General features: G+C 40.0%; 16 protein-coding genes. 8 read left to right on the plus strand and 8 right to left on the minus strand.

What is annotated here, in order from left to right; genetic code table 11:
- The first annotated feature begins 286 nt into the window (after window positions 1-286).
- From pilB to coaE, 4 genes are read left to right on the plus strand one after another with little or no spacing between them, the layout of a single operon-like run.
- Entirely contained in the window at window positions 287-1,999 is a 1,713-nt protein-coding gene (pilB, locus tag H7R46_RS16950) for a type IV-A pilus assembly ATPase PilB (protein ID WP_032012470.1), read from the plus strand.
- A 26-nt stretch (window positions 2,000-2,025) separates the two neighbouring features.
- Window positions 2,026-3,252, plus strand: coding sequence for a type II secretion system F family protein (locus H7R46_RS16955; protein ID WP_042783374.1), 1,227 nt, complete (start codon window positions 2,026-2,028; stop codon window positions 3,250-3,252).
- A complete protein-coding gene (locus tag H7R46_RS16960; protein ID WP_032012472.1) occupies window positions 3,252-4,112 on the plus strand; it encodes a prepilin peptidase in 861 nt (286 codons plus the stop codon). The genes H7R46_RS16955 and H7R46_RS16960 overlap by 1 nt, the downstream gene beginning before the upstream one ends.
- Before the next feature lies 1 nt (window position 4,113).
- Window positions 4,114-4,710 (plus strand): dephospho-CoA kinase, encoded by a 597-nt coding sequence (coaE, locus tag H7R46_RS16965; RefSeq protein WP_032012473.1) that lies wholly within the window; start codon window positions 4,114-4,116, stop codon window positions 4,708-4,710.
- Here coaE and H7R46_RS16970 read toward each other — a convergent pair.
- The 4 genes from H7R46_RS16970 to H7R46_RS16985 all read right to left on the minus strand — a co-directional run bounded on the left by H7R46_RS16970 (window position 4,707) and on the right by H7R46_RS16985 (window position 8,222).
- Window positions 4,707-5,621 carry a DMT family transporter gene (locus tag H7R46_RS16970; protein ID WP_042783373.1) on the minus strand — a complete coding sequence of 305 codons (915 nt, stop codon included), beginning with the start codon at window positions 5,619-5,621 and terminating at the stop codon, window positions 4,707-4,709. The two genes, coaE and H7R46_RS16970, sit on opposite strands and share 4 nt — an antisense overlap.
- A gap of 35 nt (window positions 5,622-5,656) precedes the next feature.
- Window positions 5,657-6,406: a 23S rRNA (guanosine(2251)-2'-O)-methyltransferase RlmB gene (rlmB, locus tag H7R46_RS16975; RefSeq protein ID WP_005079348.1), complete on the minus strand. Its 750-nt coding sequence runs from the start codon at window positions 6,404-6,406 to the stop codon at window positions 5,657-5,659.
- 102 nt (window positions 6,407-6,508) lie between these two features.
- Window positions 6,509-6,835 carry a pyrimidine/purine nucleoside phosphorylase gene (locus H7R46_RS16980; protein ID WP_002115102.1) on the minus strand — a complete coding sequence of 109 codons (327 nt, stop codon included), beginning with the start codon at window positions 6,833-6,835 and terminating at the stop codon, window positions 6,509-6,511.
- Between the two features lie 76 nt (window positions 6,836-6,911).
- Window positions 6,912-8,222 (minus strand): tetratricopeptide repeat protein, encoded by a 1,311-nt coding sequence (locus tag H7R46_RS16985; RefSeq protein ID WP_032012475.1) that lies wholly within the window; start codon window positions 8,220-8,222, stop codon window positions 6,912-6,914.
- Window positions 8,223-8,336: 114 nt separating this feature from the next.
- Between H7R46_RS16985 and recN the strand changes: the two genes are divergently transcribed.
- The 3 genes from recN (at window position 8,337) to ruvX (ending at window position 11,122) form a co-directional block, all read left to right on the plus strand.
- The gene (gene recN / locus H7R46_RS16990; protein ID WP_005079353.1) at window positions 8,337-10,004 is read left to right on the plus strand and encodes a DNA repair protein RecN; all 1,668 of its coding nucleotides are present in this window, start codon (window positions 8,337-8,339) and stop codon (window positions 10,002-10,004) included.
- 123 nt (window positions 10,005-10,127) lie between these two features.
- A complete protein-coding gene (locus H7R46_RS16995) occupies window positions 10,128-10,682 on the plus strand; it encodes a YqgE/AlgH family protein (RefSeq protein WP_002114753.1) in 555 nt (184 codons plus the stop codon).
- The gene (gene ruvX / locus H7R46_RS17000; protein WP_002115066.1) at window positions 10,682-11,122 is read left to right on the plus strand and encodes a Holliday junction resolvase RuvX; all 441 of its coding nucleotides are present in this window, start codon (window positions 10,682-10,684) and stop codon (window positions 11,120-11,122) included. Before H7R46_RS16995 ends, ruvX begins: the two co-directional genes overlap by 1 nt.
- Before the next feature lie 43 nt (window positions 11,123-11,165).
- Here the strand turns inward: ruvX and H7R46_RS17005 are convergent, their stop codons facing one another.
- From H7R46_RS17005 to H7R46_RS17020, 4 genes are read right to left on the minus strand one after another with little or no spacing between them, the layout of a single operon-like run.
- A complete protein-coding gene (locus tag H7R46_RS17005; RefSeq protein ID WP_032012478.1) occupies window positions 11,166-12,167 on the minus strand; it encodes an HlyD family secretion protein in 1,002 nt (333 codons plus the stop codon).
- A 39-nt stretch (window positions 12,168-12,206) separates the two neighbouring features.
- Window positions 12,207-12,413, minus strand: a complete 207-nt coding sequence (locus H7R46_RS17010; RefSeq protein WP_002115096.1) for a DUF1656 domain-containing protein — start codon at window positions 12,411-12,413, stop codon at window positions 12,207-12,209.
- Window positions 12,406-14,505 carry an FUSC family protein gene (locus tag H7R46_RS17015; protein WP_042783372.1) on the minus strand — a complete coding sequence of 700 codons (2,100 nt, stop codon included), beginning with the start codon at window positions 14,503-14,505 and terminating at the stop codon, window positions 12,406-12,408. The genes H7R46_RS17010 and H7R46_RS17015 overlap by 8 nt, the downstream gene beginning before the upstream one ends.
- On the minus strand, window positions 14,496-14,627 hold the full coding sequence (locus tag H7R46_RS17020) for a hypothetical protein (protein WP_002115031.1): 132 nt from the start codon (window positions 14,625-14,627) through the stop codon (window positions 14,496-14,498). Before H7R46_RS17020 ends, H7R46_RS17015 begins: the two co-directional genes overlap by 10 nt.
- A gap of 367 nt (window positions 14,628-14,994) precedes the next feature.
- On the opposite strand from H7R46_RS17020, the gene H7R46_RS17025 reads away from it, so the two are divergent.
- Window positions 14,995-15,768 (plus strand): IclR family transcriptional regulator, encoded by a 774-nt coding sequence (locus H7R46_RS17025; RefSeq protein WP_002114686.1) that lies wholly within the window; start codon window positions 14,995-14,997, stop codon window positions 15,766-15,768.
- Window positions 15,769-15,887: the final 119 nt, after the last annotated feature.

Raw genomic sequence — 15,887 nt, forward strand, 5'->3', positions numbered from 1 at the left:
TCACCTTTCATCAAAAATGCAGCACATTCTACACGCATTTATACAAATTTCAGATACTTTTCTTTAACGGCTTTGCTCATATCTTTTCTACTAATTGAAAACAGTTATAAAACTTTATTGAGTCTAAAGAATCGTCTTTTAAAAATTAATGAATAAAAACTTCGACTAGTTCAAGCTTTGACGAGTGGATCAAGACCAGAGCATCATTTTCTCAGGTAGTAATTTTAGATAACAAAAGTATAATTTTTTATATACCAATTATAAACATATGAGCACAGGTAGGCAGATGTCAGTCATACATACATCTCCAAAATTTTCGGGGTTTTTTCGACGATTAGTCGAAGAAAAACATGTGTCGGCAGCGACCATGCAAACAGCATTAGATGCAGCAAAGAGAGCTAAACGGGATACGGTTGCGTACCTGATTGAAGAGGTTAATCTCTCCCCTTCTTTATTAGCTGAAACAATTTCTATTGAATTTGCTGAACCATATTTTGATCTGGATGTTTACGATACAAGCCAAATTCCCAAAGATTTGGTCGATCAGAAACTAGTTTTAAAACATCGGGTCTTACCTCTCATACAAAGAGGACAGATTTTATATGTCGCAACCAGCAACCCGAGTAATATTGAAGCAATTGATGCCATTCGCTTTAATAGCAAGCTCATGGTTGAACCAGTTATTGTCGAGCACCATAAGCTTGAGAAAATTCTGGCGCAGCAATTTACCGAAGAAAGCAGCTTCGAATTTAGTGATGAAGAGTTTGATCTTGATGTAGACCTTGAAGCTCCACCCTCACAAGAGGATGAGGAAGAAACACCTCAAGGCGATGAAGCACCTATTGTTAAATATATTAATAAATTACTCATCGATGCGATTCGTATGGGGGCTTCAGACTTACATTTTGAACCATACGAGAAATCATATCGGGTCCGTTATCGAGTCGACGGCGTGTTACGTCAGATTGCAAGTCCACCTTTGCAATTGGCTAACCGTTTGGCTTCACGTTTAAAAGTCATGTCTCAAATGGATATTTCCGAGAAACGAGTGCCTCAAGATGGTCGTATCAAGCTTAAGTTATCAAAGACTAAAGCAATCGATTTTCGTGTGAACTCACTTCCAACCTTGTTTGGTGAAAAACTGGTTCTGCGTATTCTCGATCCATCTAGCGCAATGCTCGGAATTGATGCTTTAGGATATGAAGAAGATCAGAAAGCTCTTTTTTTAGAAGCACTCGATAAACCACAAGGTATGCTTTTAATTACAGGTCCTACTGGTTCTGGTAAAACGGTATCTTTATATACAGGCTTAAATATTTTAAATACTGAAAGCTCTAATATTTCCACCGCCGAAGATCCAGTTGAAATCAACCTTGAAGGCATTAATCAGGTTAACGTTAACCCAAAAGTAGGTCTTACTTTTTCGGCCGCACTGAAATCATTTTTACGTCAGGACCCCGACATTATTATGGTCGGTGAGATTCGTGACTTAGAAACGGCTGAAATTGCGATTAAAGCTGCACAAACAGGTCACATGGTCATGTCCACACTGCATACCAATAGTGCACCAGAAACACTTACTCGCCTACGTAATATGGGTGTTCCATCCTTTAATATCGCAACATCAGTCAACTTGGTTATTGCACAGCGTTTAGCACGTCGGCTATGCCCACAGTGTAAAATACCTGCTGACATTCCTAAACAGAGCCTATTAGAAATGGGCTTTAACGACCAAGATTTAACCCATCCCGATTTTCAAGTTTTTCAACCTGTAGGTTGTACTGAGTGTCGTGAAGGCTACAAAGGTCGAGTAGGTATTTATGAGGTGATGAAAGTTACACCTGAAATTTCCAAGATTATTATGGAAGATGGCAATGCTTTAGAAATCGCTGCTGCTTCTGAAAAACTGGGGTTTAATAATCTGCGTCGTTCAGGGTTAAAGAAAGTCATGCAAGGTGTAACTTCCTTACAAGAAGTTAACCGTGTGACCAGTGAATAAAAGACAATTTAAAATAAGGATAATTCATGACTGTCAAAAAGGCACAAATGATGCCGACTTTTGCTTATGAAGGGGTTGACCGTAAGGGCGTAAAAATTAAGGGCGAACTTCCAGCTAAGAATATGGCCTTAGCCAAAGTCACCCTACGCAAACAAGGTGTAACTGTCCGTAATATTCGGGAAAAGCGTAAAAATATTCTTGAGGGTTTATTCAAGAAAAAAGTATCAACACTCGATATAACAATTTTTACTCGACAACTTGCAACGATGATGAAAGCAGGTGTGCCACTGGTACAAGGCTTTGAAATTGTAGCGGAGGGTCTAGAAAACCCAGCCATGCGCGAGGTGGTCCTCGGGATTAAAGGTGAAGTTGAAGGTGGTAGTACCTTTGCTTCCGCTTTAAGAAAGTATCCTCAACACTTCGATAACTTGTTTTGTTCTCTTGTAGAGTCTGGCGAACACTCTGGTGCGCTTGAAACCATGTTGGACCGTGTGGCAATTTACAAAGAAAAAAGTGAATTACTTAAGCAGAAAATTAAGAAGGCTATGAAATATCCAGCAACGGTTATTGTAGTTGCTGTGGTTGTTACCATTATTTTGATGGTTAAAGTAGTTCCTGTTTTCCAAGATCTGTTTTCTTCTTTTGGTGCAGATTTACCTGCATTCACCCAAATGGTCGTAAATATGTCGAAATGGATGCAGGAATACTGGTTCATTATGATTATTGTGATTGGAGCAGTGATTGCTGCTTTTCTGGAAGCCAAGAAGCGCAGTAAAAAATTCCGTGATGGATTAGATAAACTTACACTGAAACTACCTATCTTTGGTGATCTGGTTTATAAGGCGATTATTGCCCGTTATAGCCGTACTTTAGCCACCACGTTTGCCGCTGGTGTTCCGCTCATTGATGCGCTTGAGTCAACGGCTGGTGCAACCAACAATGTCATTTATGAAGAAGCCGTCATGAAAATTCGTGAAGATGTTGCTACTGGTCAACAACTCCAATTTGCAATGCGTGTTTCAAATCGTTTTCCATCTATGGCTATACAAATGGTCGCAATTGGTGAAGAATCTGGTGCGCTAGACAGCATGCTCGATAAAGTTGCTACTTATTATGAAAATGAAGTTGATAATGCCGTTGATGGTTTAACTTCAATGATGGAACCTTTAATCATGGCAATTTTAGGGGTGCTCGTAGGTGGTCTAGTGATTGCTATGTATCTTCCAATTTTCCAAATGGGCTCAGTCATATAATGCAAGAAATTATTGCTTATTTTATTCAAAACTTAACTGCACTTTATATTGCAGTCGCACTATTGAGCCTATGTATTGGTAGCTTTTTGAATGTGGTAATTTATCGCACCCCCAAAATGATGGAACAAGATTGGCAGCAGGAATGTCAAATATTGCTTAATCCCGAACTACCCATCATTGAGCATGAAAAGCTGACATTAAGTAAACCTGCTTCATCATGTCCTGCATGTCAGCAACCGATCCGTTGGTATCAAAATATTCCAGTTATAAGCTGGTTAATGTTAAGAGGAAAATGTGGCGATTGCCAACATCCTATTAGCATTCGTTATCCAGCGATTGAATTACTCACGATGCTATGTTCATTAGTAGTCGTCATGGTTTTTGGTCCAACCCTACAAATGCTTTGGGGGCTAGTGCTCACTTGGGTTTTGATTGCTTTAACATTTATAGACTTTGATACTCAGCTACTACCTGACCGTTTCACCCTACCTTTGGCTGCTCTCGGCTTAGGTATTAATACCTTTAGTATTTACACCTCACCTAACTCAGCCATTTGGGGATATTTAATCGGCTTTTTATGTCTTTGGATTGTGTATTACTTATTTAAAGTGATTACAGGCAAAGAAGGTATGGGTTATGGCGACTTTAAACTGCTTGCCGCATTAGGCGCGTGGATGGGGCCATTGATGCTGCCATTAATTGTGCTATTGTCATCTTTACTAGGTGCAATTATTGGCATCATTTTACTAAAATTACGTAATGATAATCAGCCCTTTGCGTTTGGGCCCTATATTGCCATTGCGGGTTGGGTTGCCTTTTTATGGGGTGACCAAATTATGAAAATTTATTTGGGAGGTTAAGATGGCTTTTATTCTGGGAGTTACAGGTGGTATTGGCAGTGGAAAATCTGCTGCAACACAATGGTTTGAATCCCAAGGAATCCAAGTCGTCGATGCCGATATTGTTGCTCGCGAAGTGGTTGAAAAAGGCCAACCTACCCTTCAAAAAATCCAACAAACTTTTGGAGATTGGGTACTTCAACCCGACGGCAATCTAGACCGCCGTGCACTACGTGAATATATTTTTCAAAACCCTGAAGCAAGACAAACGCTTGAGAAAATCACGCATCCAGCCATTCGCCAATCTATTATTCAACAGCTACAAAATCCAAAAAGTCCTTATGTGATTTTAGTTTCACCCCTACTTTTTGAAACCAACCAGCATGAATTGGTTAATCACACTTTATTAGTTGATGCGAGTGAAAAAACTCAAATTCAGCGTGCAAGCCAACGTGATGGGCAAAATCAAGAACAAATCCAGAAAATTATTGCAGCACAAATGCCACGCGAGCGTAAACGTGAACTTGCCAATGACATTGTGTTTAATGACGGATTACTCGAACATTTATATCAGCAATTAGAGCCTTTACATCAAAGCTATTTGAAGCGCGCCAACTAATCTTGCTTATTTTGCTGCTGAATCTTTTGTGCCAAGCTATCTTGTCGAAACCAGCGCCAAGGTTGTAAGGCACCTATTCCCATTCCCACCAAGCCCACAACAATTGATGGACTTAATGACTCACCAAGTAAAGGTACAGCTAAAATGGCAGCAATAAATGGGGCCAAAGTGACAATACTTCCCGTTTTAAAAGCACCAAGTCGCTGGATCGCTGCTACATAAGTCAAAGTTGCGATAATAACGACAAACACACCGTGGAAAATGCCTTGTATCGCTAGATGAACAGGACTGACTTCTATGAAATGCTTTGGTAAAAATAGAGCATAGATGGGTAAGTAAATAATTGCAGACCAAATCGCGACACTTGCCATAGAGTGCCATGCAGAAAGTTTCCACTGTTTAAGTAATACAGTGAAAATACCCCACCAAATCGCACTAATAAAAAGAAGTAAATCCCCCACGCCAAAAGCAGAAGCATTACCTTGCAACATCAACACACTCATGAGAGCCAAGGCAGTGATCATAACTGCCAGACTCACCCATGTATGCTTATCAAATGGTTGTCTAAATAAAATGTATGCTGCAATTGCAGTACAAATAGGAATACAACCATTTAAAAAAATGGCAGCATGTGCAGCGGGAGCATAGAGAAATGCGGTGTAGACCGTAAGACAATAAATGACTCCGCCAATGAGTGCCAAAATAACAGCGTGCTTACTCCATAAAAAAGCGAGATCTTTCTTATAGATCAGAATCGGCATCAAAATCAGGAAGGCGATAGCAAAGCGTAGCGCAGCAATGTCCCAAGCACTGATGTGCCATTGTGCATTTAAACGGGCAAAAAGTGTAAACCCGCCCCAAATGCACATGGTCACCAATACAAAAAAATAACCTTGCTTACGGGGAGACATATCAAGACTGCTTACAAACTAGAAAGGCAGCTAGATTATACCTCAGAACGCTGACGGCAAGCCTCATAAAGTGCCATACCTGTTGCCACGCTCACATTTAGACTCTGTAAATTTCCAGACATCGGAATATAAACTTTATGATCACACTGTGCCTGTGTAATTGGACGTAAACCTGTATCTTCGGCTCCCATTACGATCACGACTGGGCCAGAGAAATCACATTTTTGAATTGGCATTGCACTTTCATCAAGCATAGTGCCAATCACACGTGTATGAGTCGTCTCTTTGAGATGGGCTAATGTACGAGCCAAATTTGTTACTTGAATGAATTTAACTTTTTCAGCTCCACCCGCTGCAACTTTACGAGCTGTTGGGGTTAAACTTGCCGAACGATCACGAGGTACAATCACTGCTTGCACGCCCATTGCAGCAGCGGTACGGATGCAAGCCCCTAAGTTATGCGGGTCTGTCACCTGATCTAATGCCAGCAATAAAGCATCTGGGGTTTCAGCCAAGATCTGATCTAGATCTTTTTCATTTAAAGTCGGATGCGGACGTACTGCTGCAACCACACCTTGATGAAACGGTAGACCTGCAAGCTTTTCGAGACTATCACGGCTTGCTTTTTGTACACTAATTCCAAAAGGCTCTGCCAATTGCAAAATCTTTTGCAAACGCTGGTCATCCCGTCCTTTTAAAGTAAACAGGGTTAGCACACGTTCCGGTTCAAGTTCTAACAATGACTCCACTGAATGAACGCCATAATAATATTCCGGTTTTGCCATGCATGACCTCTAACAACGTTTGAGCAAAAAAATAAAAATCCTGCAAAGCCAACTTCACAGGATTTCTTTGGGCATAGTGTACCCGATTTGAATAGGAATTTCTTAGCCTTCTAAATGGCACACGTAATCGAGCACTTCATCAGTTTCGATTTTAAAAAGACTATTACCAGGCACATAAAATGATTGGCCTGCACGGAACAACTCACTTTCATTACTGTCCGCGATTGTTACACGGCATTCACCTGAAATAATTTCCATACGCTCAGGAACATGGGTTTCAAAAGTTAAAGCTTGCTCAGTCGGCAAAATAACACCTAGTGTTTTTTTTGTTCCATCTTCAAATTGCACGGTATGGCTGATACATGCTCCACCAAAATAAACGTTTGATTTTTTGATGACCGTTACATGATCAAATTGGGTTGAACTCATGCACATTCTCCAGATAATGCCGTATTTATATAAATTATGATGAATGTAGTTTAATTGTGCCTAAATAACTAATCAATCAGTTTTCATACGGATAGACTTGTAATTTCCACTGCTGTGCCTGAATTTTTTTGGCAAAAGCATAAGGTAAGTTAATCTCAATATTTCGACTATTCGACACAATTGCATCGTATCTGCAAACTTCGACCTGATTTTCATCTAGAAGTACCCAACACACTCTCTGTGCAGTTGGATGGGCAACTGCTGTAGCAATTACTGGTGAACCGTCATTCATTCCTACATGAAAATTTTCGCTGTCGTTTTGCATTAACGCCAGATCATAAACTGGAAAATCGATAGCTTCTGAATCGAATTGCTGGCTATCGTGTATAAGCACACTTTGTTTTAAAGTCGGCCAAATACAGTAGCGCAAATAATGCTGATCCATCACCCGATTATCCAGATAACGTCCGGTGGCAACATAATCCCTGATATGTGCTTCAATATTATGAAAAATCCCCGTACATCCACCCCACATTCCCGCCAAAATTAACTCGGTATGAGAATAATTATCTCGCATTAAGTGAAACCATTTATCACTCTTGAGCCAAGCATCGACAGCTGCTTTTTCGCGGTGCGAGACAATGGAGTCAGCATCACGTATCAGAAAACGCTTAATTGTCGGATCATCCATCACCAAAAAGCGCCAAAACAAACCAGATAACTGTTTTTGAGAATCTGTAACCTGAATAACTTGCGCACCCTTCTCTTTTAAACGCTGTTGCACCAGTACTGGCACAGTATCATCGACATAAAAGCGACATGTCCATTCTGGATAAATTTGTTTGGCTAACTGAATATTTAAAATAGAGGTTTCACAATAGCGGGGGTTTGCCCCAAACAATGAAAAAGCAATAATATTTTCTTGAGGATTTGCACTAAATGCTGATGGTGCATGATCTGGAATCGCCAAAACAGGTTCTTTCTCCGCTAATTCTTTTTTGGTTGCAATTGCCAAACGTCCAAATTTGATTGTTTCTTCTTTTTTCTTTAAATGATGACAAACTTCTGTGAGCCCATCATATAAGTTTGTATTTACATTAGCTCCACTTGCTTGAATCGCTTGTAAATAATGTTGATAGGCATCGTTATAACGGCCTAAGCGCAATTCGGTATAAGCTAAATCTGATAAGGCGCCAGCATGCTTGGGAACCAAATTAACAGCTTGTTTAACATGTTGATAAGCTTTGGCATAATTCCCTTGTGCTGCTGCCTGTTTAAACGCATTAAAATGCTGATTTAAAATTTTATTCATTTCCGCAGGATTGTTTTTTTTATGGCGGTTGATCATCCCTATTGGTGGTTTCGGTAAGCTTAATGTTTTTTTCATTGTAAATATCCGCAATCTTGCTGTTCTATAATTTCAGTTAGAATAATAGATCACTTGTAGCAAATTCAAAACTTCTCTATCTTTAACCCATAATTTGGCGCGTTGGATGCGTTTATGCTCACACATTTAACTTTAATTAATTTTGCATTAGCTGATCATTTGGCTATTGATATAGAACAAGGATTTAATGTTCTAACAGGCGAAACAGGTGCCGGAAAATCATTATTACTGGATGCACTCTCTGCCTGCCTAGGGGAACGTACAGATACAAATTATGTCCGTTATGGTTCGGACAAAGCGGATATCACCGCTGTTTTTACCTATCAAAATAATAGTCCTGAAGCAAAATGGCTCCAAGACCACGAGCTAGATGATGATTCTGGGGAAATTCATTTACGTCGTGTTATTTTTGCAACTGGCCGTAGTAAAGCATGGGTTAATGGTCGCCCAAGTAGTCTATCTGAACTCAAAGAATTAGGCCGTTTGCTGGTTCAGCTCTATAGTCAGCACAGCCAGCAGCAGCTGCTTGAACCACCTTATCCAAAGCATTGGCTAGATCGTTATAACAATTTTTATGCTGAAGCAAATGATGTACGTGAAGCCTATAGCACATGGCAACGTACCATTCGTTTGCATCAAGCAGCCTTAGATGCACAAGCAACCCGCCTACAACGCATTGGTACTTTAGAGCATCAAATTGAAGAGCTCGAAGAGGTCATTCAAACTGACTATAAAGAAATTGAGCAAGAGTTCGATCGCCTTAGTCATCATGAACATATCATGCAAGATTGTAGCTATAGCCTAAATGTGCTTGATGAAGCTGAGCAAAACATTACTCAAGAAATGTCTTCGATTATTCGCAGATTAGAATCCCACGCGGGCCGTAGCGAACAACTTTCCGAGATCTATAATTCTTTACTGAATGCTCAAAGTGAAATAGATGATGCAACGGCAAACTTGCGTCAATTTATTGATCGTCAAAGTTTTGATCCAGAGCGAATGGAAGAACTAAATTCTAAGTTGGAAGTTTTCCACCGTCTGGCACGTAAATACCGAACTCAACCAGAAACGCTTAAAGAAGAATATGAAGCTTGGCAAAGCGAGCTTGAGCAATTACATCAACTTGAAGACCCAGAAACACTGGCAGAACAAGTTGAGAAATCGCATAAGGAGTTCTTAGAGAAAGCTCAGCATTTAGACAACATTCGTCGTGAAGCTGCTGCTCCACTTGCTAAACAATTAACCGAACAAGTCAAACCTTTAGCACTACCAGAAGCACATTTTGAGTTTAAGTTTGAACCATTAGAGCAACCTACCGCTGAAGGCTTAAGCTTTATTCAGCTGTTATTTACTGCCAATAAGGGTATTCCTCCACAACCATTAGCACGCGTCGCTTCAGGTGGTGAACTTTCACGTATTGCGTTAGTTATGCAAGTCATGAACGCTGAAAAAACCGAAGCAGAAGTGTTAGTGTTTGATGAAATTGATGTCGGGATTAGTGGTGGTACAGCAGAAGTTGTGGGACGTTTACTTGCCGACTTAGCCCAACATGTTCAACTTTTATGTATTACCCATCAGGCACAAGTTGCTGCACAATCAGATCAGCATTTATTAGTTAAAAAGCAACAAACTGATCCGGCAAGCAGTACAATTGTGGAACTAGACGAAAATCAAATCATTTTTGAGTTAGCTCGCATGTCAGGCGGTGTTGAAATTAATGAAACAACCTTGCAACACGCAAAACAATTACGCCAACTTAAATTTCAGGCTTCTTCAAATTAATAAAAAATGAGAGAAAAAGATTGGCGAAATCCGATTAACTCTTGTATGTTGATAAAAAGAACCTATATAGATAAAAGGGTCGAGAGACCCTCTAGTGACATTTTTTGAGGGAGAACCGCTTAGGTGACCAAACAATATCTGACTCACCGTTGTCTGATTGCCCCGCCAGAAATGGCAGATGACTTTTTCGCAAACACTGTAATTTATCTTGCCCGTCATGATGAAGAAGGTGCTCAAGGCATTATTATTAACCGCCCTTCCGGCATTCAAATTAAAGAATTACTCAATGATCTCGACATTGAAGCAGACAATGTAAATCCACATGTGGTTTTACAAGGTGGGCCATTACGTCCCGAGGCTGGATTCGTTCTTCATACTGGACAACCGACATGGCATTCATCTATTGCTGTAGGTGAAAATGTTTGTATTACTACCAGTAAAGATATTCTTGATGCGATTGCCCACAATGAAGGTGTTGGTCGATATCAAATTGCTTTAGGTTATGCGAGCTGGGGTAAAAACCAGTTAGAAGATGAAATTACGCGCGGTGACTGGCTCATTTGTGATGCCGATATGGATCTGATTTTTAACCTGCCTTATGACGATCGTTGGGATGCAGCTTATAAAAAGATCGGTGTAGATCGTGCATGGTTAGCATCTGAAATCGGACATGCTTAATGACCGAAACACAATCAAAATCGATTATGGCTTTTGACTTTGGTACTCAAAAAATGGGAATGGCGATTGGCCAGTCTTCAATTGAAAGTGCCAATCCCCTCCCTCTATTTGTGATGAAAGATGGTATTCCAAACTGGGATCAGCTCTTAAAAATCGTGAAAGAATGGCAACCTGATCTATTTTTGGTTGGTTTGCCTTTGAATATGGATGATAGCGAGTCAGAACTTTCTACACGTGCCCGCAAATTTGCGAGACGTTTACGGCATCAAACCAATATTGAAACATTAATGGTAGATGAACGTTTAACTACACGTGAAGCACGAGAAGAACTCGGTTTCTACCAAGAGCAAGGTCGAGCAAAAAAACTTTCGGCAGATAGTTTTGCAGCTGCCTTACTCATTCAGAGTTGGTATCGAAATCCGGTCGGTTTAACACCGTAAAATAAAAAAGGAAGGCTAAAGCCTTCCTTTTTTATTTCTCGTTTTAGTTGTCGATAATATGTACAGTTGCCGTACGTCCAGAGACGAAAGCAAGCTGGTTCTTTGGTGTTTCATCCAATACGATTTTCACAGGCACACGCTGCGCTAAACGAACCCAACTGAACGTTGGATTTACATTGGCAAGAAGTTTAGAACTGCTTGAGCGTTCACGATCTTCGATACCAGATGCAATACCTTGTACATGGCCTTTAATTTTCTGGCTATCCCCCATTAACTGTACACTGGCCTGATCGCCGACATGAATACGGTTTAACTTCGTCTCTTCAAAATAGCCCACAACATAGAGTTGTTTACGATCAAGTAGTGCCGCAACAGCCTGACCAACTTGAACATAGTTACCTGGGCGCATATCAAAGTTAGATAAAGTACCATCAGCTGGAGCAATCACCGCAGCACGATGCATATTAAGCTCGGCCAAATGCAAGTTGCTCGTTGCCGCCTCAATCAGAGCCTGTTGTTGCTTAACAGTTGCTTCCGCTTGTTGAATAGCAGCTTGGAGTTGCTCATGTTCAGCATGAGATTGATCACGTGTTGCGAAAACTTGATCTTGTTCTTGTTTAGAGATAGCGCCATCCATAAGGTTTGAATAGCGGCTTGCGTTTTTCTCGGCTAACTTAATATTCGTATCCGATTTAATCAGGTTCGCTTTTGCTTGTGCTAAACCAGCTTGCGCTTGGGCAAATGCTGCATTTGCTTTTGCTAAATCAGATTTTGCCTGCTCTACATCTAAAGCTCGGCGAGAAACATCAATTTTAAAGAGCACCTGACCTTTTTTTACAGTCTGGTTATCTTGAACCAATACTTCTGTCACAAGCCCCGCGACATCTGAAGATACTTGAATAACGTCACCACGAACTCGACCATCACGCGTCCACGGCGCTGCATTATAGTAATTCCATAAATGCACAATGGTATAGACCGCCACCATTAATGCGACAATCAAAATTACTGGACGGATGACTTTTTTCAAATCCACCTGATTCATTTCACTCACCTAACTCAATCTTTAATTTCGCAAACATCTCTACGCACCGACCCCAACAAAAATTTGATGTATTACCAAAAGTAATAAGAGGTAAAAACACAAATTAAAAATACTAGGTAATGCAATCCAGCCTTGTGCAATCAACTTATTTGTTAAAGGACTTAACCCACGGAAACAGATATATGCCAAGAGTGCTTGAACGAGCAAAGAAGGCACATAAATACCATAAACATTAAACTCACCCATTTGCTGTGGCTCCTCTTAGGGTGCTGTTTTCATTCATTTGCTCTGATGAAACATGGCACATGCTATAAGCAATATTGTTCAGTGAAATGAGTAGTCTTTGTCGCATAGTCATATCTTCAACATTTGAAGCAAGCTGTTTTAATTCAAATAACGCTCGGTAGATTCGCTCTACTAAAGCGGTCATATCATTTTCATCGTTTTCTTTAGCTCTAAACAACTCATCCAGATTTTGTTGCAAATCGCCAATATGCTGAGTGAGTTCGGATGTTTGAGGAAACTGATTGGCTAACTCTTGCAATCGGCTTAAATCAACAATACTACTCGACTCAATCAGAGCCTGATGAATTGAAGTTTTAATCTCGTCTGATTGCACCATTTTGCTGTTTAGAATCCCAATCCGATCTAGCATACTGCGTAGATGAACTTTAAAATCAAGACCATATGGCAGATAGATCGCTTGTCGCATGGCGCGATAATGCAAGGCTAAAATACGGCTTGCACTTGTATCTGGTGACATGGCACGAACAACGTCAATGACAATCAAAGACACTAAAACACCTAAGATCATGGCAAATGAACTATCAAGATAAGACACTGCATCCATGCTATAAGCATTGTGCAGGTTTAATCCCATCATGGTATTAATACCCAACACCATACCTACTGGCATCAGCATCTGGTTAGCCATCATAGACACTGCGAATAAGAACATCGGTAATAAAACCAGTCCAAGTTCCCAGAAAGTGGTGACATGCGGGAAAATACCAAATGCATAAACGAAGACTAAAACTGCTGAAGCTATACTGCCCCAGATAAAAATACGCAGAACCGGAACAGGGTTGTCTAAGGCTGTTAAAATACAGGCGGTTACTGCGCCCATCTGTGCCATCATAAATCCAGCTTTCCACCCCGAAACAATCCAGACTCCAGTCACAATAAATGTAATAAGGACTGCACTGATACCACCTCGTATTGCCACACCATGGTCACGGTGCAAACTTGGATATTTGGTCGTCATTGGGGTAATGTTGTCAGGAATTTCTTTATTACCTTGCTGAATTCGCTGCCACAAGACTTTAACAGCCAACACATTGCTAATGAAATGGCGTACATCCATTTTCATGGCTGCAACTAAAACTTGTTGGTGTGTAGAAGCCGACTCCATCAAACTTGCAAAATCACTTTCAAATTCATCAGGTAACTGCAAAATATTTTCATCAACAATCAGGTCTTTTTGCTCTAAAAACTGTACAACATGAGCTGAAAGCTGTTGCAGTTTTTCTGCATGAGTCTCGATAAATCTAAGTTCTTGAAGCTGCTTAATACGCTCAGATAAAGCGACTAGATTAGCGACCACCATTGAGATTTGATGAAGCATTTCCTGCAAGGGTTTGGTCATACCATGCAGTTCGCCCTTTTCATAGCTCAAATGTACTGCCAAGGCATGAATATCTGTGGTGTCGCGAGTAATGGCAGCCAAGAGCTGAGTATTGTTCTGCTGCGAATCTGTATTTAATAAATTAGCAAACAGATTTTCTGTATCTTTTAGGGTTTTTATCACCCGCTGTTTAATTGCCGAGCCAATATGCATTGGAAGAATCGTGGCAGAAACCACTGCACTTGAAATCACACCAATCGAAATTTCTATAACCCGAGCTAAAGCAATATCGAATATATTGTATTGATCAATATAGGTAATCGCATTGAAGACGATCATGGCTGTCGAGTAACCAGCCAGCATAAAAGCATAACTACGTGGAGTACGATCGAGTAACGACACATAAAGCGCAAAACCCACCCACAACGACAACACCACGGTAAATATCCAAGGTGTATTAATTAAATGTGGTGTTAGAGTTAAGGCAATCACAGCTCCGCCAATTGTCCCTACCACTCGATAGACACATTTAGAGGACACCATTCCTGAATATGGATTGGCAATAATCAGGACCGTACCAATCGACCACATCGGGTTAATCAGATCTAATTCAAACGAAACAAATAGTGCCAACATTCCGGCAATAAATGTTTTTAAGGCAAAGATCAGATCAAGCCTACTCGGGCGGAACGCCAGTATTTGCTTTAATAACATGAACTCATCTCAAATACAGATTTGAACTGATGAGCATGCCCTTCAATATTTGATTGTCTTTCTAAAGACAACACAACTTTGCCATTTGCCTCAAAGCAAATGATATGAGGAGCATCCTTCAATACAATGATTTTTCCACATCTCGCCTGATTGGCAGAGATGATTTCAGTTTGGGCGCCATTTAAACGGCCAAGCTTTGGAAAGAAGAGGTATCAAGAAATCAATCTGGAACCGATCAATTTCTCGATTAGATATTTTGTTTGGCAATTTTTTCAAAATAAAGCTATTTAGTCAACTAAAATATCTCTATTTGATAATTTGATATATTTTTTAATTATCGTATATGATGTATAAGCCAAGAGAAGTTTTCTCTTTGTCAGAGTAAAATACTCAAATCACGCATTTATTTTAGAATTGAGACAAACCTTCTTTTTTTCTGTTATAAAAACTCAAAGATGACTCGTTGTTAAAGGATACGAACAAGACATTATGGCAATTTCAAGTTTTGGCAAAATTTTAACAGTACTGGATCTATTTTCAGTTTCGCGTCCAATCATTAATGTCGATATTATTTGCGAAGAACTTGGCTTGTCCAAACCAACGAGTTACCGTTACCTCAAAGAACTAGTATCGGCTGATCTATTAAAGCGTATTAATGGAACCTCTGGCGATTATACCTTAGGCTCAAAAATTGCTGTTCTTGACTATATATCCAGAACAACCGATCCATTAGTTCAGATCAGCACACCGTTTATGCGAAATATTGTAGAACGTACCGAACTGTGCTGTTTGCTTACCTATTTAAATGATGACTATTGCATTGACATACATCATGAAATATTTAAAGACACTGAGCTACTTTCATATGGCCGAGGGTGCCCAAGACCGATTTACGTTGGATCATCTCCAAAAACAATGGTTTCGCATTTAAGTAAGCAGCGCATGCAAGACTACTACCACCGTTATCAGCAAGAATTAAAACAATCAGGTTTTGCTGAAGATGAACCAAGCTTTATTCAGCGTATGCGTAAAATTAAAAAACAAGGGTTCTATTTCTCACAAGGTGAGATTGACCCAAATGTTTCAGGTCTAGCGGTTCCTGTCCGTTTTTCAAACAAAGAAGTACCTTTGGCTTTGACCTTAGTTGCCTCTAAAAATCGTTTTGATTTTTTAAATGTTGAAAAGCTCATCGAAATTTTGCAAGAAAATGCAGCACTTATTGAACAACGTTTTATGGAGTTATCTGAAAAAGGGGAAATCTAAACCCCCACCTTATGATAATTTAAACTTTTCTTACACTTTAAAACATTGAATATATCACAATATTCTCATATTATGATTTTAGCTCCTATTGATGATTCTTTTCATCAGCAGCTCATCAA

The sequence above is a fragment of the Acinetobacter sp. BEC1-S18-ESBL-01 genome, assembly GCF_014169935.1.
GTDB classification, from domain to species: domain Bacteria; phylum Pseudomonadota; class Gammaproteobacteria; order Pseudomonadales; family Moraxellaceae; genus Acinetobacter; species Acinetobacter pittii.

Bases quoted from the DNA above. Each gene is read 5' to 3' on its own strand.
- H7R46_RS17015 (WP_042783372.1), bottom strand. From the start codon at position 14,505: ATGTTATTAAAGCAAATACTGGCGTTCCGCCCGAGTAGGCTTGATCTG.
- recN (WP_005079353.1), top strand. From the start codon at position 8,337: ATGCTCACACATTTAACTTTAATTAATTTTGCATTAGCTGATCATTTG.
- H7R46_RS17010 (WP_002115096.1), bottom strand. From the start codon at position 12,413: ATGGGTGAGTTTAATGTTTATGGTATTTATGTGCCTTCTTTGCTCGTT.
- H7R46_RS16960 (WP_032012472.1), top strand. From the start codon at position 3,252: ATGCAAGAAATTATTGCTTATTTTATTCAAAACTTAACTGCACTTTAT.
- H7R46_RS16985 (WP_032012475.1), bottom strand. From the start codon at position 8,222: ATGAAAAAAACATTAAGCTTACCGAAACCACCAATAGGGATGATCAAC.
- coaE (WP_032012473.1), top strand. From the start codon at position 4,114: ATGGCTTTTATTCTGGGAGTTACAGGTGGTATTGGCAGTGGAAAATCT.
- H7R46_RS16980 (WP_002115102.1), bottom strand. From the start codon at position 6,835: ATGAGTTCAACCCAATTTGATCATGTAACGGTCATCAAAAAATCAAAC.
- ruvX (WP_002115066.1), top strand. From the start codon at position 10,682: ATGACCGAAACACAATCAAAATCGATTATGGCTTTTGACTTTGGTACT.
- rlmB (WP_005079348.1), bottom strand. From the start codon at position 6,406: ATGGCAAAACCGGAATATTATTATGGCGTTCATTCAGTGGAGTCATTG.
- H7R46_RS17005 (WP_032012478.1), bottom strand. From the start codon at position 12,167: ATGAATCAGGTGGATTTGAAAAAAGTCATCCGTCCAGTAATTTTGATT.
- H7R46_RS16955 (WP_042783374.1), top strand. From the start codon at position 2,026: ATGACTGTCAAAAAGGCACAAATGATGCCGACTTTTGCTTATGAAGGG.
- H7R46_RS17025 (WP_002114686.1), top strand. From the start codon at position 14,995: ATGGCAATTTCAAGTTTTGGCAAAATTTTAACAGTACTGGATCTATTT.
- pilB (WP_032012470.1), top strand. From the start codon at position 287: ATGTCAGTCATACATACATCTCCAAAATTTTCGGGGTTTTTTCGACGA.
- H7R46_RS16970 (WP_042783373.1), bottom strand. From the start codon at position 5,621: ATGTCTCCCCGTAAGCAAGGTTATTTTTTTGTATTGGTGACCATGTGC.